This window comes from Haloferax sp. DFSO52, assembly GCF_048158745.1.
Classification (GTDB): Archaea; Halobacteriota; Halobacteria; order Halobacteriales; family Haloferacaceae; genus Haloferax.
In genome coordinates this window covers 323,250-343,863 of the sequence record NZ_JBLOPB010000001.1, presented here as the reverse complement: position 1 = coordinate 343,863, position 20,614 = coordinate 323,250, and the positions used below count along the sequence as shown (strand labels likewise).

At 61.3% G+C, this 20,614-nt stretch carries 24 protein-coding genes; 16 read left to right on the top strand and 8 right to left on the bottom strand.

Going from position 1 to position 20,614, the window contains the following annotated elements; translation table 11 throughout:
• Positions 1-109 precede the first annotated feature (109 nt).
• Together ACK3SC_RS01790 and ACK3SC_RS01785 are read left to right on the top strand one after the other, a co-directional pair.
• Positions 110-1,054, top strand: a complete 945-nt coding sequence (locus tag ACK3SC_RS01790; protein ID WP_416838413.1) for a cation diffusion facilitator family transporter — start codon at positions 110-112, stop codon at positions 1,052-1,054.
• A 1-nt stretch (position 1,055) separates the two neighbouring features.
• On the top strand, positions 1,056-1,271 hold the full coding sequence (locus tag ACK3SC_RS01785) for a hypothetical protein (protein ID WP_416838412.1): 216 nt from the start codon (positions 1,056-1,058) through the stop codon (positions 1,269-1,271).
• A gap of 12 nt (positions 1,272-1,283) precedes the next feature.
• On the opposite strand, the gene ACK3SC_RS01780 is transcribed toward ACK3SC_RS01785, so the two are convergent.
• Positions 1,284-2,309, bottom strand: a complete 1,026-nt coding sequence (locus tag ACK3SC_RS01780) for a threonine aldolase family protein (RefSeq protein ID WP_416838411.1) — start codon at positions 2,307-2,309, stop codon at positions 1,284-1,286.
• 118 nt (positions 2,310-2,427) lie between these two features.
• Between ACK3SC_RS01780 and ACK3SC_RS01775 the strand changes: the two genes are divergently transcribed.
• The 3 genes from ACK3SC_RS01775 to ACK3SC_RS01765 all read left to right on the top strand — a co-directional run bounded on the left by ACK3SC_RS01775 (position 2,428) and on the right by ACK3SC_RS01765 (position 4,652).
• Positions 2,428-3,513, top strand: a complete 1,086-nt coding sequence (locus ACK3SC_RS01775) for an aminopeptidase (RefSeq protein ID WP_416838410.1) — start codon at positions 2,428-2,430, stop codon at positions 3,511-3,513.
• Positions 3,514-3,705: 192 nt separating this feature from the next.
• On the top strand, positions 3,706-4,095 hold the full coding sequence (locus tag ACK3SC_RS01770) for a VOC family protein (RefSeq protein WP_416838409.1): 390 nt from the start codon (positions 3,706-3,708) through the stop codon (positions 4,093-4,095).
• A gap of 404 nt (positions 4,096-4,499) precedes the next feature.
• Entirely contained in the window at positions 4,500-4,652 is a 153-nt protein-coding gene (locus tag ACK3SC_RS01765; RefSeq protein WP_416838408.1) for a hypothetical protein, read from the top strand.
• A gap of 2 nt (positions 4,653-4,654) precedes the next feature.
• On the opposite strand, the gene lrp is transcribed toward ACK3SC_RS01765, so the two are convergent.
• Positions 4,655-5,113 (bottom strand): HTH-type transcriptional regulator Lrp, encoded by a 459-nt coding sequence (gene lrp / locus ACK3SC_RS01760; protein WP_416838407.1) that lies wholly within the window; start codon positions 5,111-5,113, stop codon positions 4,655-4,657.
• Between the two features lie 126 nt (positions 5,114-5,239).
• Between lrp and glnA the strand changes: the two genes are divergently transcribed.
• Together glnA and ACK3SC_RS01750 are read left to right on the top strand one after the other, a co-directional pair.
• Positions 5,240-6,610, top strand: coding sequence for a type I glutamate--ammonia ligase (glnA, locus tag ACK3SC_RS01755; protein WP_416838406.1), 1,371 nt, complete (start codon positions 5,240-5,242; stop codon positions 6,608-6,610).
• 149 nt (positions 6,611-6,759) lie between these two features.
• A complete protein-coding gene (locus ACK3SC_RS01750; RefSeq protein WP_416838405.1) occupies positions 6,760-6,954 on the top strand; it encodes a hypothetical protein in 195 nt (64 codons plus the stop codon).
• A gap of 24 nt (positions 6,955-6,978) precedes the next feature.
• Here the strand turns inward: ACK3SC_RS01750 and ACK3SC_RS01745 are convergent, their stop codons facing one another.
• From ACK3SC_RS01745 to ACK3SC_RS01735, 3 genes are all read right to left on the bottom strand, one after another.
• Positions 6,979-7,923 (bottom strand): phosphatase PAP2 family protein, encoded by a 945-nt coding sequence (locus tag ACK3SC_RS01745; protein WP_416838404.1) that lies wholly within the window; start codon positions 7,921-7,923, stop codon positions 6,979-6,981.
• Position 7,924: 1 nt separating this feature from the next.
• Positions 7,925-9,265, bottom strand: coding sequence for a YhjD/YihY/BrkB family envelope integrity protein (locus ACK3SC_RS01740; RefSeq protein WP_416838403.1), 1,341 nt, complete (start codon positions 9,263-9,265; stop codon positions 7,925-7,927).
• 70 nt (positions 9,266-9,335) lie between these two features.
• Complete coding sequence (locus tag ACK3SC_RS01735; protein WP_416838402.1) at positions 9,336-10,466, bottom strand: tRNA (guanine(26)-N(2))-dimethyltransferase; 1,131 nt, start codon at positions 10,464-10,466, stop codon at positions 9,336-9,338.
• A 210-nt stretch (positions 10,467-10,676) separates the two neighbouring features.
• On the opposite strand from ACK3SC_RS01735, the gene ACK3SC_RS01730 reads away from it, so the two are divergent.
• The 3 genes from ACK3SC_RS01730 to ACK3SC_RS01720 all read left to right on the top strand — a co-directional run bounded on the left by ACK3SC_RS01730 (position 10,677) and on the right by ACK3SC_RS01720 (position 13,226).
• Positions 10,677-11,021, top strand: coding sequence for an SWIM zinc finger family protein (locus ACK3SC_RS01730; RefSeq protein WP_416838401.1), 345 nt, complete (start codon positions 10,677-10,679; stop codon positions 11,019-11,021).
• Between the two features lie 102 nt (positions 11,022-11,123).
• Positions 11,124-12,314 (top strand): MBL fold metallo-hydrolase, encoded by a 1,191-nt coding sequence (locus ACK3SC_RS01725; protein ID WP_416838400.1) that lies wholly within the window; start codon positions 11,124-11,126, stop codon positions 12,312-12,314.
• Positions 12,315-12,404: 90 nt separating this feature from the next.
• Positions 12,405-13,226, top strand: a complete 822-nt coding sequence (locus ACK3SC_RS01720) for a hypothetical protein (RefSeq protein ID WP_416838399.1) — start codon at positions 12,405-12,407, stop codon at positions 13,224-13,226.
• A 45-nt stretch (positions 13,227-13,271) separates the two neighbouring features.
• On the opposite strand, the gene ACK3SC_RS01715 is transcribed toward ACK3SC_RS01720, so the two are convergent.
• Positions 13,272-13,913 carry an RraA family protein gene (locus ACK3SC_RS01715; protein ID WP_416838398.1) on the bottom strand — a complete coding sequence of 214 codons (642 nt, stop codon included), beginning with the start codon at positions 13,911-13,913 and terminating at the stop codon, positions 13,272-13,274.
• A gap of 191 nt (positions 13,914-14,104) precedes the next feature.
• On the opposite strand from ACK3SC_RS01715, the gene ACK3SC_RS01710 reads away from it, so the two are divergent.
• The 6 genes from ACK3SC_RS01710 (at position 14,105) to ACK3SC_RS01685 (ending at position 18,380) form a co-directional block, all read left to right on the top strand.
• Positions 14,105-14,956 (top strand): ribose-phosphate diphosphokinase, encoded by an 852-nt coding sequence (locus tag ACK3SC_RS01710; RefSeq protein ID WP_416838397.1) that lies wholly within the window; start codon positions 14,105-14,107, stop codon positions 14,954-14,956.
• Between the two features lie 54 nt (positions 14,957-15,010).
• Positions 15,011-15,241: a hypothetical protein gene (locus ACK3SC_RS01705; RefSeq protein WP_416838396.1), complete on the top strand. Its 231-nt coding sequence runs from the start codon at positions 15,011-15,013 to the stop codon at positions 15,239-15,241.
• Entirely contained in the window at positions 15,242-15,865 is a 624-nt protein-coding gene (locus ACK3SC_RS01700) for a uracil-DNA glycosylase (RefSeq protein WP_416838395.1), read from the top strand.
• Between the two features lie 44 nt (positions 15,866-15,909).
• On the top strand, positions 15,910-16,626 hold the full coding sequence (locus ACK3SC_RS01695; RefSeq protein WP_416838394.1) for a hypothetical protein: 717 nt from the start codon (positions 15,910-15,912) through the stop codon (positions 16,624-16,626).
• Positions 16,627-16,987: 361 nt separating this feature from the next.
• Positions 16,988-17,758: a cupin domain-containing protein gene (locus tag ACK3SC_RS01690; RefSeq protein WP_416838393.1), complete on the top strand. Its 771-nt coding sequence runs from the start codon at positions 16,988-16,990 to the stop codon at positions 17,756-17,758.
• 205 nt (positions 17,759-17,963) lie between these two features.
• Complete coding sequence (locus ACK3SC_RS01685) at positions 17,964-18,380, top strand: HIT family protein (RefSeq protein WP_416838392.1); 417 nt, start codon at positions 17,964-17,966, stop codon at positions 18,378-18,380.
• A gap of 77 nt (positions 18,381-18,457) precedes the next feature.
• Here ACK3SC_RS01685 and ACK3SC_RS01680 read toward each other — a convergent pair whose 3' ends face one another.
• Both ACK3SC_RS01680 and ACK3SC_RS01675 read right to left on the bottom strand, forming a co-directional pair.
• A complete protein-coding gene (locus ACK3SC_RS01680) occupies positions 18,458-18,691 on the bottom strand; it encodes a hypothetical protein (protein WP_416838391.1) in 234 nt (77 codons plus the stop codon).
• Between the two features lie 170 nt (positions 18,692-18,861).
• The gene (locus ACK3SC_RS01675) at positions 18,862-19,995 is read right to left on the bottom strand and encodes a tyrosine-type recombinase/integrase (protein WP_416838390.1); all 1,134 of its coding nucleotides are present in this window, start codon (positions 19,993-19,995) and stop codon (positions 18,862-18,864) included.
• Between the last annotated feature and the right edge of the window lie 619 nt (positions 19,996-20,614).

The following is a 20,614-nucleotide window of genomic DNA, read 5'->3' as shown; positions in this document are numbered from 1 at the left end:
GTGAAGGCTACCGACTTCCGGCGGCCGAACTGGGAGACGTTCCGCCAGTCAGCAGTGAATATGTGGCCGTGGCGAAACGTCTATCCGGCAGCGGAGAGTGGCCCACGGCATGGCAGGTAGCACGTCGGTTGTGGTCGCCGCACTCTTCGCGAACGGGGCCATCGCCATCCTCAAATTTCTCGGATTTCTCGCCACCGGTAGCCCCTCCATGCTGTCGGAGACCTACCACTCCATCTCCGACACCGGGAATCAGGTATTTCTCCTCATCGGTATCCGATACAGCAAACGCGCCGAGACGCAGTCACACCCGTTCGGATTCGGGAAAGCACAGTTCTTCTACTCGTTTCTCGTCTCGGTGATGCTCTTCGGTATCGCAGGCTGGGAGTCGGCAAAACACGGATACGAAGCGCTGACGCACACGGGCCACAGCGGGGGTGCAGAGAGTATCCTCCTGCTCGGAATGGAGGTTCGTCCGGTCTACGTCAACGCCGCCATCCTCATCGGCGCAATCGTCTTCGAGAGTTACGCCTTCATCAAAGCCAACGCCGAACTTCGGCGGCAGATTCGTGAGTACGAGTGGGATGGCCTCGTCCAGGCGTTCCGCGAGACGAGCGACGTGACGACGCTGACGGCCTTCACCGAAGACACCGTCGCACTCGTCGGTGCGATGCTCGCACTCGTCGGTATCGGTCTGACAGAGATTACGGGGAACGAAGTGTACGACGCCGCGACAGCACTCCTCATCGGTATTCTCCTCATGGTGTTCGCAGTCGCGCTCGCGTGGGAGAACAAACGGCTCCTCATCGGAGAGAGCGTCCCAACCCGCGAAGAACAGGAACTCAAAGCCATCGTCAAGAGCGACCCTCACGTCGTCCACGTGGACAAGTTCCGCGCCTCGTACGTCGGCCCCGAGAAACTGCTTCTCGCGCTCGACGTGAGTTTCGACTCCGAACTCGACACCGAAGAGATAGACGACCGCATCACCGCAATCGAAAAGAAACTCAAAGACGCGGACGACCGAGTCCACTTCGTCTACATCGAACCTGAACTGTGAGATGAACAGCTTCGAACTCCTCTCAGCACTCCTCGTCGTGGCAACCGGCGTCTACCTCTACAGGCAACCGATGGAGACTCGGAGTTTCGTCTCGCCCAAGACGTGGAACGAATCACCACAGGATGCAGAGCGAACTCAGCGCGAGAAAGCGAGATTCTGGGGTCTCGTGTTCGTCGCAATCGGTCTGGTCTGGGCGTTCATCGTGCTCGCTTTCTGAGCGAGACGCTGGCTATCTCGATTCGACCGCTTCGGCGACGCGTTCGACTGCCGCTTCGACATCCTCGCGAGCGACATCGAGATTCGTCGTGAACCGGGTGTGATACTCGCCGAACGTCCCACCGAGCACGTCGACACCTTCACACAGGTCGACGAATTCGGCTGCCGGGAGTCCTGCGTCTTCGGAGTCGACGACGACGATGTTCGTGTCGGGCGTCGGAACCGACAGGCCCTCGATAGCGTCGAGTCCGTCGGCGAGTAGTCGGGCGTTTTCGTGGTCGTCAGCGAGACGGTCGATGTTGTCGAGGGCGACGAGACCGGGTGCGGCGATGATGCCGGCCTGTCGCATCCCGCCGCCGAACTGCTTTCGGACGCGAGTCGCGTTCTCGATGAACTCCTCGGGGCCGGCGAGAATCGACCCGACGGGTGCGCCGAGACCCTTCGAGAGACAGAACATCACCGTCTCGACGCTCTCGACCATCGCCGCCGGGTCTTCGCCGAGCGCGACACAGGCGTTGAACACGCGTGCGCCGTCGAGATGAACTGGAACGTCGAGTTCGTGTGCTGCCTCGGCAGCGGCGTCGATATCGGCTTTGGGGATGGCGATACCTCCGCGTGCGTTGTGGGTGTTCTCGAGGCAGACGACACCGGTTCCAGCGACGTGGAGCGATTCTTCTCGCGCGTGTTCGCGAATCTGGGCTGGCGTGGGCACCGCGCTCTCACCGGCGTCGAACGCTCTAATCTGCAGGCCGGACAACTGTGCGAATCCACCGACTTCCCACTTGTAGACGTGTGATTCGGTGTCGACGAGTGCCTCCTGACCGGGCGACGCGTGGACGCGGGCAGCGATCTGGTTACCCATCGTCCCCGACGGGACGTAGAGGGCGGCTTCCTTGCCGACCAACTCGGCGGCGCGTGCTTCGAGTTCGTTGACAGTCGGGTCGTCGCCGTACACGTCGTCGCCGACGGCGGCATCGCGGGCGGCCTCACGCATCTCGTCGGATGGGAGGGTGACCGTGTCGCTTCGGAGATCTATCATTGGCTCGATAGAGCGCATCGAGTGAGAAATAGCCCGGTGGTCCGTGCAGGTTCCGCCCGACAGTGGCGATGTTCGTGCTCCGAAACATGTTTGCCCAGGGGGAGACACACCACACGGTATGGACCCTCGTATCCGCGAACACGCCCAGACTGTCGTGGACCACTCGACCCGTGTGGAGAAAGGCGACAACGTCGTCGTCTCCGCGCCAGCAGAGGCAGAAGACCTCGTAACCGCCGTTTGCGAACTCGTCGGTGAGCGCGGCGGGTACGTCGTCACCACGAGTGCGAACCCCCGTTTCATGCGCGCGTTCCTCCGTGCGGCCGACCACGAGGAGTTCGAGACGCCGTCGCACCAACTCGCACTCGTCGAGGAGGCGGACGTGCTCATCAACATCCGCTCGGAGATGAACGCCAGCGAACAGAGCGACGTGTCGCCCGAGACCAACGCCGCGTGGAGACGGGCGAACAAGCCCGTTCAGGTGGAAGCGCTCTCGAAGCGCTGGTGTCTCACGCAGTTCCCCGCGAAGGGGAGCGCACAACTCGCCGGCATGAGCACCGAAGCGTACGAGAACTTCGTCTACGACGCCGTCAGCCTCGACTGGGAGAAGCAGGCCGAACACCAACAGCAGATGGTCGAGCTCCTCGACGACGCCGACGAGGTCCACATCAAATCGGGGGACGAGACGGACGTGACGATGAGCGTCGCCGGCAACATCACCATCAACGACAAGGGCGAACACAACCTCCCCGGTGGCGAAGTGTTCACCGCCCCCGTGAAAGACTCCGTAGACGGTGAGGTGTACTTCGACCTGCCGCTGTACCGGCAGGGTCGCGAAGTCTCCGGTGTCCGGGTCACGTTCGAGGAGGGCAAAGTCGTCGAGTACTCCGCAGAACGCAACGAAGAAGTCCTCGATGGCGTGTTCAACACCGACGAGGGGGCGCGCTATCTCGGAGAACTCGGTATCGGCATGAACCGCAACATCGACCAGTTCACCTACAACATGCTCTTCGACGAGAAAATGGGCGACACCGTCCACATGGCCGTCGGCACGGCCTACCCCGAGACGGTCGGTGAAGAAAACGAAGTCAACGAGAGCGCCGAGCACGTGGATATGATTGTGGACATGTCCGAGGATTCGGTCATCGAACTCGACGGGGAAGTCGTCCAGCGCAACGGGACGTTCGTGTTCGAAGAAGACTTCTAAGCGGTCTCTGCTGAGGTTTTGGTCCAGATTTTTGCGGGCGTGAGCGCAGCGAACGCCCGGAAAAAGGTGGAACTGGGAGGTTCGTGTTCGAAGACGGCTTCTGACCAGCCTCCAGCATCCAGAATTTCACCAAAACCGACCGAGAATAGCTATTTCTCTCTTGTTCGCGTCTAGAAACGAGGTGGAACAACAATGGCGAGAGTGGTACATTTCGACATCGAAGCGGACGACCCGGAACGAGCAATCTCGTTTTACAGTGAGGTGTTTGGCTGGGAGTTCGAGAAATGGGACGGCCCAATGGACTACTGGTTAGTGATGACGGGCGACCCGGACACACCCGGTATCGATGGCGGACTCGCAGTACGGTCGGGACCGACCCCCGACGATGACACCCCTGCATCGACGTACACCTGTACAATCGACGTCGACGATGTCGACGACGTCGTCCAGTCTGTGACGGAACACGGCGGGCGCGTCGCAGACGACGTGCAGACGATTCCGGGCGTGGGCCGACTCGCCTACTGCTTCGATACGGAAGGCAACCGGTTTGGCGTGATGGAGAGCGACGAAACGGCCGCGTGAGACCATGTCGTTCTCCGACACCGATGGAGCGCGGAATTGGGTGCCAAGAGTGCAAGTTCACCGAGTTCGAGTGGAACTCAGACGTGGTCGAACGCGACTGCAAGAAATACCGATTTGACGGTTCGAACTGGGTAAGCAGCACGGATTCGACTGCACGAGCAACCTTTCACCTCTGTGTTTTACTCCGTCTAGGACGGTTGTGTCATCGAGTCTCCAGTCGAAACACTACCCTTTGGATTTCTGCCAGTGATTCCAGCCCTGAATCCGTCAGACACACGTCACACACGGCGTGAAATTCCGAAATCTCCAGTCGAAACACTACCCTTTCAGACCGCAACAGTATTGTGTCAATGGGTCAACAAACAGCCAGCAGAGTTAACCGAGCTAGCACGCGAGTTTCAGCAATGCCAGCAGTACAGTGTCGAACGTGTGGCCGCGACGTGGCCGTCCACGAAATCGAGACGCGGACGCGAACGAGTACTCGAGGGTTCGAGACGCGCTATCGGTGTCCCTACTGCGGCGAAGAGATGCGTGACGTGAAAACGCGAATCGTCTGATTCTACTCTGAGATATCGAGTTCGAACTGTTCGTTTTCGGTGACTGCGTTGAGGACGACGGAGGTGTTGGACTCGCGGATGTCCACGTCGGTCAACAGCTTCTTGATCTGTGTGTTCATGCCGTCGGTGTCACGGAACTTGCCGATGGCGATGATGTCGTAGTCCCCGGTGACCTCGTAGACCGAAATCATCTGTTTTTCCTGCTGGAGTCGCTCGGTGACGTCGACGAGCGCCGTCCCTTCGACTTTCAGTTGGATGATGGCAGTCACGTCGTAGCCGAGTGCGTCGTAGTTCACGCGCGGAGTGTACCCATTGATGACGCCTTCGTCTTCGAGATCACGGAGGTGATTCGAGACAGTCGTCACCGACACGTCGAGTTCTTCGGCGAGACTACGCAGACTCGCTCGACCGTCTCCGAGGAGTGCGTTGATGAGCTTCGCGTCGAGGTTTTCGTACGTCATTACATTGAGACACCGTCCGGGGGCATTAGAATTTTACGAATATCCAATTCTGTCGCACACAGGGGGGAATTGCATTAAGCGGAAAGGTCTTTAGAGTCCGGGTGTTGGACTCGTGTGTCCAGGAAAATGACGGAAGAAAACGTACGCACCGACGGTGGCCTGAGCGCGGAAGCACAGGCAGTCGTCGACGAAATCGAAGAGAAGAATGTCGACTTCCTCCGCCTGCAGTTCACCGACATTCTCGGCACCGTGAAGAACGTCTCTATCCCGGCTTCGCAGGCCGAGAAGGCGTTCAAAGAGGGGATTTATTTCGACGGCTCGTCCATCGATGGCTTCGTCCGCATTCAGGAGTCGGACATGCGTCTCGAACCCGACCCGTCGACGTTCGCCATCCTCCCATGGCGGCAGAAGGAAAACAGTGCGGCGGCCCGCCTCATCTGTGACGTCTTCAACACGTCTACCGGCGAACCGTTCGAAGGCGACCCACGCGGTGTCCTGAAGCGCGCCATCGCTCGCGCCGACGAGATGGGCTACGACATCAACGCCGCTCCTGAGCCGGAGTTCTTCCTCTTCGAAGAAGACGAAAACGGTCGTGCGACGACTGTCACCAACGACGCTGGTGGCTACTTCGACCTCGCTCCCAAGGACCTCGCGTCCGACGTGCGCCGTGACATCATCTACGGCCTCGAGAACATGGGCTTCGACATCGAAGCGTCGCACCACGAAGTCGCCGAAGGCCAGCACGAGATCAACTTCACGTACGACGACGCTCTCTCTACGGCCGACAACGTCGCGACCTTCCGGTCTGTCGTCCGCGCCATCGCGGCCGAACACGACCTGCACGCGACGTTCATGCCCAAGCCAATCGCCCGCATCAACGGGTCCGGCATGCACACGCACATCTCGCTGTTCCAGGACGGCGAGAACGCGTTCCACGACGAAGACGACGAGTTCAACCTGAGCGAGACGGCAAAGCAGTTCACCGCAGGTATCCTCGAACACGCACCCGCCGTGACGGCAGTGTGTGACCCGACGGTCAACTCCTACAAGCGCCTCGTCCCCGGCTACGAGGCACCCGTCTACATCGCGTGGTCCGACCGCAACCGCTCGGCACTCATCCGCAAGCCAGCCGCCCGCACGCCGGCCGCCTCGCGTATCGAGGCTCGCTTCCCCGACCCGTCCTGTAACCCGTACCTCGCCCTCGCGGCGCTCATCCACGCTGGTCTCGACGGCATCGATCGCGGCCTCGACTGCCCCGACCCAGTTCGCGAGAACATCTACGAGTTCGACGAAGCCAAGCGCGAAGAGTACGGCATCGAGACGCTCCCGAAGGACCTCGGTGCGGCAGTCGACGCACTCGAAGCAGACGAAGTCATTCAGGAGGCAATCGGCGACCACGTCTTCGAGAAGTTCGTCGAAGCCAAGCGCGAGGAGTTCCAGGACTACCTCGTCTCCGTCTCCGAGTGGGAACTCGACCGCTACCTCGAGACGTTCTAAACGCGTCACACAGTTTCGATTCTTTTTGGTCCCGAACCCGTGAGCCACTGGTCTTTTTGACCCCAAACCCGTGAGCCACTGGTCTCTCGGTCGCCCGCGGCGACGACACAGGACTGCGTTTTTCACTCGCCAGTGAGAGCGTTCGACCGATGTCGGTCCACTCCAGTCTGGTGTTCGTTGTCCTCGGAGTGGTGCTGCTGTCCTTCGCAGAAGACATGGTGTTCGCACGCCGGTTCGGGCCGATTACCGACGGTGCGCGCTCGTCGGAGACGGGAGGCTACGCCTTTCGGTTTCTCGGACTCATCTTCGTCGCCGTCGGCATCGCAAAACTACTCGGGATGTAAGGTGTGTCCCGTGTCGCCCTGTCGTCAGTCGGCACTCTGTGCGGGAGCCTCGCCAGTGAGTCGAAGTTGCAACTGCGGTGCGACGAGGATGAACGCGACGACGGCACCGGTCGCGAGGACCGTCACCAGAATCGGCGCATCGAGGGCGTCGACGGCGACCCAGAGACCGCCAGCGACGACGAACGAGACGAGGGCGACGGAGGGGTCCAACGTCGGAAGCGACTCGTGGTCACCGAGCCGAGTCCATCCGAGGTAGCCACCGAGCGACCCACCGAGGGCGGCGGCGGTGCTCTCAGCGTGGTGTGGCGCGCCCGTGACGAGGGCGATAGCGAGCGCCAGTGCGGCGATGGCCGCCCCGATGCCGAACAGTCGAGCAGGGTCGAAGTGGCCGGGGACATCGTCGACGGCGGCGACGGCGAAGACCACCTTGAGGAACAGGAGACCGACGAGGATGCCGACAACCACGTCGACGGCGTAGTGGACGCCGATGACGACGCGCGAGAGCGACACCGTCGCCACGATTGCGGCGGCGGCGATGGTTCGACGGCGGCGGTCCCACACGTCGAGGACGACTGCCGCAGCGCCGTAGACGACTGTCGTCCCGAGTGCGTGACCGCTCGGGAAGCCGAATCCGTCGTCGGTCGTAAACGAGACGAACAGGTCCGAAAGCGGAGCGGGCCACGCGGGTGCCGACGCGACAGACGCCGTCGGCGGGCGTGGCAACGCGAACCCGACTTTCAGTGCGGTGACGAGTGCGAGCGACGCCAGTGCGAGACCGACGAACGACGCCGCCACACGACGCGGGCGCTCCGAGAGGCGCGGCCAGCACAACCAGTACAGCGAGGTGAAGGCGACGAAGAAGAACCACTGGTCTCCGAGTTGCGTGACGAGGCCGAAGAGGAAGACGACGACGTCTGGAAGCTCCGTGAGGACAGTTTCACCGACGCCGCGTGTCTGTAACGTGAGCATCTTAGCTGCGACGTTCTCGAACTGCATCCACCGCGCGCCCGGGGACGCCCAGCACGTTCAGTCCGATGCCGAACATGACGAACAGGACGTAGAGCCCCAGCGTCGACAGGAAGATGATGAGCATGGCGATGACTGCGATGAGGTCCGACTGAAGGTAGTAGAACGCACCGAGCGTGAGGACGACGCCGTAGAGGAGCACGAGGTACGGCCCCCATCCACGGGCTTTGCCGCGGCGCATCTGGCGGCGGACGTATCGCTTCAACTCTTCTTCGAGTTTGGGTTTCTCGACCGTCCGTTCGGTTACGTCGGCCTCGAACGCGTCGAGGTCCGCACGGAGCTCTTCGACCTGCGATTCCAACTCCGCGATATCGGGTGCGCCGCGGGGGGAGACAGACGAACCTGCGCCTGTCTCGTCGCCAGCGTCATCGCCCGTCTGCGAGCCATCAGTGTCACCTCGGTCGTCGCTCATGTCCGTATGAACGTCATGTCGGCCTCCCGTATGTTGTACCTGCCGGTCCACACTGCCGACACCCCGCCTTCGGTCGCCCGGTTCCGTCCCTTCGCCACCGACGACACCGGCGAGAACAGCGTTGATGACAGCTCCAGAGAGGAGTGTAATCCCCGAGAAGTAGAACCAGGTCACGAGGAGCAAGATAGACCCCAGTGCGCCAGCCACCGACGCTCCGGCGTAGCTTGCGTAGATACCGAACCCGATACCGAGAAGCGTCCACGCGATGGCCGCAAAAATCGTCCCCGGGAGGACCTGCCGCGGAGTGAGTTCGACATCTGGAAAGACGTAGTAGAGCGGAAAGAACGCCACACAGAGCGTGAGGAGCAAGATAACTGGTGAGAGGAGGTTGATGAATGGGATGTCGAGGAGGCCGAGAATCGCCGTCACCATCGCGACGCCGATGGTTCCGACACCGATGCTGGCGAGTGAGATGACCGCGTCCCGAAGTTGTTCGAGGATACCGCCAGTCTCAGAGCCGTAGATGCGGGAGAAGGCGATATCGAGGCCGCGGAAGAGTTTCAGTGCACCCCAGATCGTGAGCCCGAGACTCACGAGTCCGATGCTTCCTTGCCCGGTTTCGTCCATGAGCGTCTCTTCGACGAGTTCCTGTCCCGACGGCACGAGATACTGCTCGACGAGTGACTGCACTTGCATCTCGAGCGCTTCGCCACCGAGCGCAGTCGCGACGATGACACCGAGAACGAGAAGCGGGATGAGTGAGACGAGCGTGTAGTACGAGATACTCGCCGCGAGGAAGGTGATTTCCTTCTCTTGGACCGTCTCGACGACGGACTTCGCGGTGGAGACGAGAGGACGAATCTGTGCGCTCACGTCTCAACGAGACGACACGGAAGCAGAAGAAACTACCCCGAAATCGAGTGCCCGCGGGGCGCGCGAAATCTCACGCTTCGGGGTCGAGTTCGGCAGTGGCCTCGCGTATCTCGGCGACTGTCGCGTTCGTCTTGAACGCGGTTCCGTTGTAGTGAGCAGGCGTCGCGTCGTAGCCTGCGTCGCGGAGCGTCTCAAGGAACACATCCATCTTCGATGCGGACCGGCCCCACAGTTTGCACAGTCGGTGCTGGTCGAAGTGCGTCGGTGTGTCGAGTTCGACGGCGAGTGTGTCGAGCATTCGACGGGCGCGTTTCGCGCTTCCGAAATCGTCGGTAACGTGGTCGCGAACGGAGTCCACGAACTCGGGCTCCGAGATGGGGCCGAGCCAAATCGGCCCCGCTTCGAGGATGCGCGTGGATCCGCAGTTCGCACACGACTCGGGCGGGTGCGCGATGAGCGAGTGTTCGGCCTCGCGGTGAAGACAGTCTTCACAGTGGTAGACGAATCCCGTCGAGTCGAGGAGTTCGTCGGCTTTCGTCGCTCGTTCGTCGAGTTCGAGGTACGTCCGCGCGTAGTGGCGCGTCGCGTGCGAGAGGATTGGAACGGCGGCCTTGTCGTACTTGGCGGCGGTTCGGACCAGCGCGCCGACGAGGACGCGAAGCCCCATCTCGGGGTGGTAGTCGGTGTTCTGCGGGACGCACCCGTACTTGCGGATTCCGCTCTTCTGGTGGGCACCACAGAGCGGCGCGGTGTCGGTTGCGGTGACGCAGACGAGGTCGCGCGTGTTGGCGAACGCCGGGTCGGCAAAGGGCATGGGCGTGCCGAACGGGTCGAGGTCGACCACGTCGAACACCGAGTCGTAGAGGAGAGCGTTCGCGTTGCGGTGGACTGCCGTTCCGCCGGTGCCGGCGGCGTCGAGATTCGATTGGGCGAGTTCGACGGCGTCGGCATCGAGGTCGGCACAGGTCACGTCGTAGCCTTCGGCGGCGGCGCGGACGCCACGAATTCCGGAGGCCGCCATCGCGTCGAGATACGATTCGGCACGGGGTTCGCGCTCGCGGAAGGCACGCAAGACGGCCACCGTGACGTCTCGGTTCAACTCCTGTGTGGGGTTGTAGAAGACGTCGTCACCGGTCCCCTCGGATGCCCCGTCGCGGGCATCGGGCACCTCGATTTCGACGCCTCCCTCGCTCACGTGCATACCCGTCTTCGCCCGCGTGGGGGGAAACCGATTGCGATGCAGCGTCGGGGATTGTGCGATGCGGGGGCGACGGCGGTGCTTGTGATGTGGCGGCGGGATGGTTGGGATGCATCGTCGGGGGGTACGATGCAGCGTCGGTGCCGGTCGGTGTCCACGAACCCCCACGTCCGCACCGAATGCGTTTTGTCCGGCACCTGCGAAATCGACGGCGTGGACTCGGTCGACGACTGGCGAGCTGCCCTCTCCGACGCGGGAAAACTCTCGCCACCAATCGTGCAGGCCATCGCCGATGCCCACGGTGACCGGGGCATCAGAGCCATCGAGGCCGTCTCAGAGCGACGCGTGAAGCGCTATCGCGACTTCGACGTGGTCGTCGGCTACGACGACGAGTACGTGGTCGAAGACCGGGGGTGTACGTGCAAAGACTCGCTGTACAATCTCGACCCCGACGAAGGCGAGCGTTGCTGGCACGTCATCGCCGTCGACGTGGCTGACGCGCTCGACGAAGTCGACTACCACGACATGTGGTACTCGGACGTGCGGGAGTTTTTGTGACCGCGACACGCTCGCGAATGGATTTTGCTGACTCCCTCGCACGGTGAGGAGTACACCGCACAGACTGGCGAGTATTTGCTCGTCGGAGTCCTACTAGAACTGATGGACATCGAGAGTCTGACCGGGCCTGACGACGTCGCCTCGATTAGCCCCGAGGAGTTGCGAGACCGGATTGCCCGCGGCGACCGGATTCCTGTCCTCGACGTACGCACGGAGCGGGAATACGACACGTGGCGCATCGAGCGTGAGAACCTCGATACTCGAAACGTGCCGTACTACGAGTTTGTGGAGGGTGTCGACGACGAGTTGCTCGCCCGACTCCCACCCGGTGACGACGAACTGGCCGTCGTCTGCGTGAAAGGCGGTGCAAGCGCCTACGTGGTGGGTCTCCTCGAAGCAGAAGGAATCGCGGCGGTGAACCTCGACGGTGGGCTGAACCGGTGGGCACGGCTCTACGACACCGTCGAAGTCTCGCACTACGAGGGGCCGGGGACCCTCATCCAGTACCAACGCCCGTCCAGTGGTTGTCTGGCCTACATGCTCGTGAGCGAGGGTGAGGCGGCAGTCATCGACCCGTTACGAACGTTCACCGACCGATACCTCGAAGACGCCCAGAAGTTGGGTGTGGAGTTGCGCTACGCCATCGACACGCACATCCACGCCGACCACGTGAGTGGCGTGCGCGACCTCGTCGCCCAGGGTGCCGAGGCAGTCATCCCCGACCCGGCAGTGGCCCGCGGTGTCGAATACGACATCGACTACACGACAGTTGCAGACGGCGACGTACTGTCGGTTGGTGGCGTCTCGATTCGAGCGATACACACACCGGGGCACAGCTCGGGGATGACCTCGTATCTCGTAGCCGAGCGCGTCGTCTTGACCGGAGACAGCCTGTTTATCGAAAGCGTCGGCAGTCCCGACCCTGAGAGCGGCGTCGGTGGTGTTCGCGACGCAGTGGGCCTGTTGTACGATACGCTCCAGCGACAGCTTCTGTCCCTCTCCGACGACGTGCTCGTCGCACCCGGACACTACAGTGACGCCGCAGACCCCGCCATCGACGGGAGCTACACCGCAACGCTCGGTGAACTCCGCGACCGGATGCCGACGCTCGAACTGCCCCGCGAGGCGTTCGTCGATTCACTGCTCTCTGACGCGCCGCCTCGGCCGACGAACTTCGAGGAGATTATCGCCATCAATCTCGGCAGGGCGTCGGTCGACGACGACGAGGCGTTCGAACTCGAACTCGGACCGAACAACTGCGCGGTCAGCGAGCACCCGCTGACGAGTGACTGAACGCACTGTTTGGGCACCACAAGCGGCACCACCGCGACGCGAGAACGACCGCAATCCTTTCTGAATGGCCCGTCTAACCCCGACCAACGGATGGCTGATTTCGACCTCTCGATAGACGAAAAACGCGTGTACGCGGACAAATCTGACAAGCAGACGGTGTATGTCGCCGCCGAGATGGGCGTCGTGAGCGTAGACGTCTCCGACGACCTCGTGGGCGGGTTCCGTATCGACCACCACTGCACCCCGCGAGACATCGCCGGGTCGCCGGGCGAAGTCGCCGTGGCCACCGACGACGACGTGCTGCTGGTGCACGACGACGAATACCACGAACTCGGCTTCGGCCCCGCGACTGCCGTGGGATTCCACCGCAATCGCGTCGTCGCCGCCGACGAATCGGGGCGAATCGCCCGATTCGACGAAGACGGATGGAACGAAGTCGGAACTGTCGAGGAGGTTCGCGCCCTCGACGGCAGTCTCGTCGCGGCCGCAGACGGTGTCTATCGCATCGGGAACAGCGGCCTGACACACGTCGGCCTCGACGACGTACACGACGTGTCCGACCCAGCGGGTCGACTCGGCGGTGCTGAAGGGACGCCTCTCGCCGCGGCGGAGTCCGGTCTCTACGCGCTCGGAAACGGCTGGATGGATGCGTTCGACGGGAAAACCACGGCCGTCGCGTCGATGCCCGATGGCCGTGCCCACGCCGTCGGCCCGGACGGACTCGTCTCGTTCGAAGACGGCGAGTGGGTTCCTGACCCGATTCCGATGGACGAGACAGTCGTCGGCGTCGCCCACGACGCCCGAGCAGCCTACGCCGTCACCGACGCGGGGACGTTCTGCGTCCGGACGACCGAGTCCGACTGGCGAACACAGGTGCTCGGGTTGGACGCGGTGGGTGTGGCGGTGCGATAGCGCGCGGCGTTGCAGTTGGCCCGACGCGCTGGGTAATGGTCTGGATTAGCCCATCCCACCGTTCTCGAACGCCTGTTCGAGCGATTGGCCGTCGTGGATCAACCGCGCGACGTCTCGTTCCTTCTGCGCTACCGTCTCGGCGGCCGACGTGACCTCCTCGACGGCGTCACGGCCGATGACAACCACGCCGGATTCGTCACCGACGAGCACGTCTCCGGGACTGATCGACGCACCGCCAACAGTGACCTGAACGTTCCGTTCGGCCTCGTCGCGTCCGCTCGGCCCGCGGGGCGTGGCTGCCCGAGCGAAGACGGGAAAGCCGAGGGCTGCGATTCCGTCGATATCACGGACGGCCCCGTTCGTGACCATCCCTCGCACGCCGGCAGACTGCGCGTACGTCGAAAGCAACTCGCCCCAGACCGCCTCCTCGACACTGTCGTCGGTGTCGACCACGACGACCTCGTCTTCGAGAGCCGTATCGAGGGTCTGGACAGGTGCCCACAGCGCCGAGGGGTCGAGCACGACTGTCCGGACCGTCCCCGCGAACGTGCAGTCGGGATGCACCGGCTCGATTGCGGAAGCCAGTGTTTCCACGCTCTCGTGTTTTGTGTCGGCGACCGCGGACGGAGAACACCGCTCCAATCGATCGAGTATCGCGCTATCAACCGGCTCGTGGTTGGTCGACATACACGGTCCGATGAGTACATCGCATAAAAGGCTAGTAGCCCCTCGTCCGGCTATGTCTGAGGCTGTAGCCCCCTCGACAACCGAAATCGGCCACGTTGCCACTGGCCCCAACCGCCGCCGCGACACGCTGACACGCGTCGCAGTCGAAGCCAACGAAAAGCGGTTTTACCCCGCACGAGAGACGGACGTGTATGCTCGTACCCGGCGCATCTTCACAGGCACTCGCGGCCGCCCTCGCCACGGAGCTCGGCGAGTCACTCGCGGCTGTCGAGTACGACACCTTCCCGGACGGGGAAACACTCGCTTCGGTCCCCGGTTTCGACGCCGAAACTGCCACCATCATCGCCAGCACCGTCAGCAACGACGCCTACATCGAACTGCTGCAACTACAGGACGCCGTTCGCGAGGCCGGTGCCGAGGAGGTCACGACGGTCATTCCGTACATGGGCTACGCCCGACAGGACAAAGCGTTCGAAGCCGGCCACCCCATCTCCGCCCGCGCCGTCGCCCGCGCCGTGAGTACGACCACCGACCGCGTCGTCCTCGTCAACCCCCACGAAGACGCGATTTCGGAGTTCTTCGACGTTCCCGTCGATATCGTCGATGCCGCCGGCTGCCTCGCAAAACCCCTTCCCGAACTCCACGACCCTCTGTTCCTCTCGCCCGACTCGGGCGCAATCGACATCGCGAACACCGTCTGCGACGCTTACGGCGAGGGTGAGACGGACTACTTCGAAAAGAAACGCCGCTCGGGAACCGACGTCGAGATTACGCCGAGCAAGACGGACTTCGACGGCCGTGACGTGGTCATCACCGACGACATCATCGCGACCGGGTCGACGATGAGCGAGGCAGTGGCCGTCCTCGCAAAGGGCGGTGCAAACCGCGTCTTCTGTGCAACCGTTCATCCACTGCTCGCCCGAAACGCACGGACGAAACTCAGCCGCGCCGGTATCGAACGCGTCTTCGGCACCGACACCATCGAACGCGAAGTGAGTTCTGTCTCCGTCGCACCTGTGCTCGCCGACGCACTCGAACGATAGCAGGTCACACACTCTCCCGCAACGATTTTCTATTCTCCCCTATCTCGAAGTGCTATGGGACGTTACGGAAATCTCGATTACCCACGACTGGCAAAAGGTGGGCTCGGACTCGGCCTCGCACTCTTCCTCTTCGGTGCTATCGGCGCGAAGGTCGCACTGGCGATGAGTGGCGGGCAACTCCCCGGGTGGGAGCGAACGCTCTTTTTCGACGCAGAGTGGATCGGCATCGCGCTCGTCGTCTTTTCGCCCATCATCTTCGGCATCGTCCTCCCGCTGACGGAGTAGATGGCCGACCCACAGTTCCCCGACGCCGCCGACGTACTCGTCACAGGGCGCGACTGTACCCGCTGTCCCGCACTCGTGGAGTGCCGCAACCGTATCTCGTGGGGCGTCGGTCCCGCCGACGCGACGGTGATGGTCGTCGGTGAGGCACCCGGCGCTGGCAATCCCGACGCCGAGCGCTGGCAGGGTGGTAACTGGACCGGAATGTCGTATACGGCCCAGCACTCCGGGCGACGAATCCGCGAGACGATGGCAGCCGTCGGCTACCCGGACGACGTGTTCTACACGAACGCCGTGAAGTGCTTCCCCTCCGATGGCGAGGGTTCGAACCGCGCACCCAGTGCCGAGGAGAAGGCCAACTGTCTCGACCACCTCGTCACCGAACTGGAGACGATTCAGCCAGCCGTCGTGATTCCGACCGGTCGCCACGCCACCGAGAGCGTCTTTTCACTGGACGATATCTCGCTCGATGGCTTTCTCGAAACGGTCCTCGAACCCGTCGAGAGCGAGCGATTCGGCTACACGGTCGTTCCGTTGTTGCATCCGGCGTATCGCGACGTGTGGCTGTCGCGGCTAGGGTACGAGTTGGACGAGTACCTCGCGGAGTTGGCCGAGTTGCTACCCTGAGAAGGGCGACAGCGACTCGTTCGTGGAGGGCGAACACGTCACCGATGGACCGATTCAGAGAACTACTCGCGAGAGAACGCCGGCAGTTCCTGCTATTCGGAGCCGTAGCGCTCGTGATAGTTGGCTGTACCGGGGTACTGACCGCCGTGAGTCCGCAGGTGTTTCGACCGTATTTCGGCGGTCTCAACCCGGTGGCAGTGGTTCTCGGAGTCGGCATCCTCGGAACGATACTCGTGACGCTCGTTCTCTCTCGGGGCTGGTTTGCGGTATACACTCCCGGTCCACTCCGAGAGCGCCTTCTTCTCGCAGTGGTCCTTCCGACGCTCCTCGCTGCGGGGATGGCTCTGGTCGACGTGCTCGCCGTCTTGCCTGCGGATATCAACGTCCTGTTCCCCCGCTCGCTGTTGTTCTATCCGACGATGGGGTTCGTCGTGGAGGTACTCTTTCATCTCCTTCCGCTCTCGCTGGTCTTCCTCGCAGTTCCCTCACTCGCCCAAGAGGCAACCCAGTCGAACCGGCTGTGGGCAGTCCTCGTCGCAGTCGCGGTGCTCGAACCCGCCTTCCAACTGCAAGCCGGGTTTTCGGGCGACGTTCCGCTGTGGGCCTCGGCGTACGTCGGCGCGAACGTGTTCGCAATCAACCTCGCGCAACTGTATCTGTTCTACCGATACGACTTCCTCACGATGTACGCGTTCAGACTCGTCTACTACCTCGGGTGGCACGTCGTCTGGGGAACGGTGAGGTTGCAGGTGCTGTTTTGAGGGCCGAGAGTGTGTGATTCGAGACTGAGGCTGATTCGATTGGCTCTCGAACGCGGTTTCTCACGAGAGCGGGGACTCACGGCAACCCTCCGGAAACGACTCCGACCAATCCTCAGGGTGGGACTGAAAGGGGCCGCGGGCGAGGACGAACCCCGGTGGTGTGAGCACCACAGGCCGAAGGCCGAGGAGCGCGCGCCGCCGCGGGAGTCGTCGCCCGCGGGGGCTTTCGAGGGGGTCGTTCTGTTGAAACCTTCAGGTCTTGACAGGAGTGGCGTGACACAGACAGAGGGTCCTTCCATCACAAGCGATCTGGAGCCGAGTACTGGATAGCTTTGTCGTCATTCAGCACCTGTACTTCGGTATGGCTCCTTCGCAAGCCGTCGAAGTGATCGCGAGTACCGAGTTCGGCCCATCCGAGGTGTCGCCACCGAATACGACCTGGGAGATTGCCTTCTACACGGACTGGGTACTGGTGGTACGTGCCCGCCTCGGCGGTGGCGTTACGTCCGGCTGGCACACATTCGGTGAGCACGAGGTGTACGGTGTCGTCATCGAGGGCCGGGCACGGTTCGAATACGGTTCCCGTGATAAGGACAGTATCGACGCGGATACCGGCGACTTTTTTCATATTCCTGCCGAGGTGGTTCATCGAAACGTCAACCCGACCGGCGACGAGCAGGTCATCATCGCGGGGGTCGTCGGTTCCGGGATGCCGGTGGTCTCGGTCAAGGAACCCCCGTTACGACTTCCCGCCCGAGAACCCAGGGTGGCTGGCACGGACGATCTCATCCCAACGGGCATACTTGAGAACCTCACCCGGCTGACACCGTTTCCCGACGCCGCCGTTCAGCAGATCCGTGGCCACGCCACGGGACGAATCGAATCGAGTTGGCATCACCACGGCGACAACGACGTTTTCGGGTACGTGCTCAACGGCGAGGGGTACGTTGAATGGGGACTCGGTGATGGCGAGCGAAAAATTGCTCACGCCGGAGATTTCTTCCATATTCCGCCCGGATTGGTCCACCGTGATGTCAATCCGAGTGACGATGAGCAGGACTACCTCCTCTGGCTTACGGGAACTGAACCACGAGTTGTCCACGTGGATGAGCCAGCCAACAGCGGGGAGTGACTTCGTATCCGATGGCGGCTGCTGAATTTGCGCCCTCTATTCAGCACGAACTCAACAAAGCATCAGAAATAGCGGAGTTCAACAGCGCCGAAGGAGTGTGGACGACCCAATCGTATCGAAGGCTGGGTACCACAGACACCAGCACGGCCAGCCACACAGAACATCGGTCCGAACTTTCTTTTCCTCACCAATCGACGTACAATCCATGCCCGACTGCATCTTCTGTGCCATCGCCGGCGGCGACATCCCCGGCCGAATCGTCCACGAGACGGAACACTCGCTGGCGTTTCTCGACGTGAACCCGCTCGCGCCGGGACACACGCTCGTGATTCCGAAGGACCACTACGCCCGTCTCCACGAACTGCCGGACGAGATTTCGGCGGACCTCTTCAGCACCGTCGACGAACTCGTTCCCCGCGTCGAAGACGCCGTCGACGCCGACGGCTCGAACGTCGGCATCAACAACGGCCCGGCCGCCGGACAGGAAGTCGAACACGTCCACGTCCACATCGTTCCGCGTTTCGAAGACGACGGCGGCAACCCCATCCACGCCGTCGCTGGCGACATCCCGGACCTCTCGGACGACGAGCTAGACGACATCGAATCGGCCATCGCTGAATAGTATCGACAACTCACCACTACTTGAGAATAGTATACTGAAGGCCTCAGGAGCCTCGGTACTCCACCGAGTTACCTGCTCTACGAACTGCCGTCTCCCTCGTCCGATTGTTCGTGGTCGGTGATTCGTTCGTAGATGCTTCCTGCGGTGAGGTAGAAGAAGATACCACCGAATACGACAAGCATCAAAACCATGGAAGGGTTCGCTAACTTGGCGTCTCCAGAGACGATAGAGATGAGAATTGCAAAGAATAGTACACCGATCACGACGATTCCACGGACGGTGTAGCGATTCGATTCGAACCTCTCGAACATCTTCCGCATGGGTTGCTTGAGAGAGCACAAATTTCTTATTGTGAATGCGACGGTCCCTCGGAATCGATGCTGGGGAGACGCTCGTCATGCGCCCGTTCAAGATGTGGTTCTATCGGGCGTGTACGTCTCAATCACCGAGAACAACTGATCAAGCTGAAGAATAGTTGCAACTACAATTCCGAGCAATTAGTCGGGAGCCCAAGTGAGTACATTTCCTCTCGATAGAGCGACTCAATATCGTCGTAGTAGGTGTGAATGTAGCTATCGATGGTTTGGCGAGATGGATCGTCGTCATCAATTCGGTCGCCTCGCATGTACTGGACGAGTTCCCGTGGAATTTCGTTTTCAACCTGCCAGTACGTGCTGAATCGGTGCCGTCCATAGTGGCTTGTCACGGCACGATAGTCTGCTGTCTCGTCGAACTCCGGTCGAAACGCACCGTTCCACACTCGATTGATCGCTTCGGGTGTGATTTGAGTTGCTGTTGTTCGACTCTGGAGCACCCACGGGTCACCAGTGTCCGGGCGTACCAACAGATGTTGGAACAGTGCCCGGCGTACTTCTGCGTCGAGGGGTAAGAGCCGTCCCCGGTGTGATTTGTTGCCTTGTTCTTCGTATCGAGAGGGAATGTACACCGCGTAGTCGTAGTCTGCAAGCTTCGGGTTCGATCCAAGCGATGGATATGCTGACTGCAATTCGTCGTGAGTCACGCTGAGGTTGGCTAGTCGAAGATTGCTCACCTCTCCGGCTCGGAGACCTAGTTTGAGTTGCAGTACAACGATGAGTCTGTCGCGGACGTCCGTGAGTGTCTGAACGAGTTCACCAAGGTGTTGTGGAGAGAGTCGCGGGGGCTCTTTTGATGGTGGTTGTGAGAGATCGGTCGTCGAAAACACGTACTGGAATGGGTTGAATCCGTGTTCATGGGGGAACACAGTATCTGCTTGCCAGTAGCGATATATCTTGATGAGTCGGTGGAGTTTCGTTCTGACAGTGGTGGGTTTGAGCCCTCGCGTCCCAAGACAGTAGTCGACAAACTCCGCGACGTGGTGTTCGTTTGGACATGCGGGATGTCGACCCTGTCGTCGCATGTGTTGTTTCCACTCGTCTATGAGTCTGCAGTACGCCGCTCGTGTTTGAGCTGCCGGATTTGTTGGCTCTAACCCAGACTGAAGGAACACCTCGAAGACGTCGTGACTGACCGCCTCAAACTGTGTCTCGTACGCAACCAGTGGATCGCGTGTCCGACCGAAGGCTGCCCCAATTTCGTCGCGTGCGTCGTCTGGTGACGGGGTTGGGTCCGTCATCACTCTTCCTCAGCGTGTGACTGGCTTGTGGTCGTTTTCTGAGACCACATGGCACCGGCAGTCGAATACGTCGCAGCAGCCATCCACACCGGGTTGTACACGTGTGGGAACTCTGTGTGGTGCTGAAGCCACGTATAGAACTCCTCGACTCGGACCCAATATTCCGAGTAGACTGTCCCCAGTGTTCGCGTCTCGGCTAAGCTACTAAGCCACGTTTCGATATCATCGGGGCGTGCTAGTGCGTGGTGTCGACCACATGTCCGCATATGTGATTTGAATGACTTCTCTGCTTTGTGGAAGGTTGCCTCGTAGTGTACTGAGTCGAACGCACTGTTTCGAGCGTCGAAGAACATCGCCCACACATCTCGTTGGTCGAACTGAGATTCGAATCGTTCAAGCCGCGAACGGTATGGCACATTCTCGATATGTTTGTACACTCCGAGCCGTTTCTCGACGTCTGTTGGTTTTTTGCGTTTCATACGCTATCGGCCCGCTATGGCAGCCGACAGGGGTGTCGGCTGCCGATAAAATCTCGCTACGCCGACTCCACCCAAGGGTGTACTATAGCGGCTCTACACCCCATGGGTGTAGCCGCAATAACGCGTTTGTGACTCGTCGA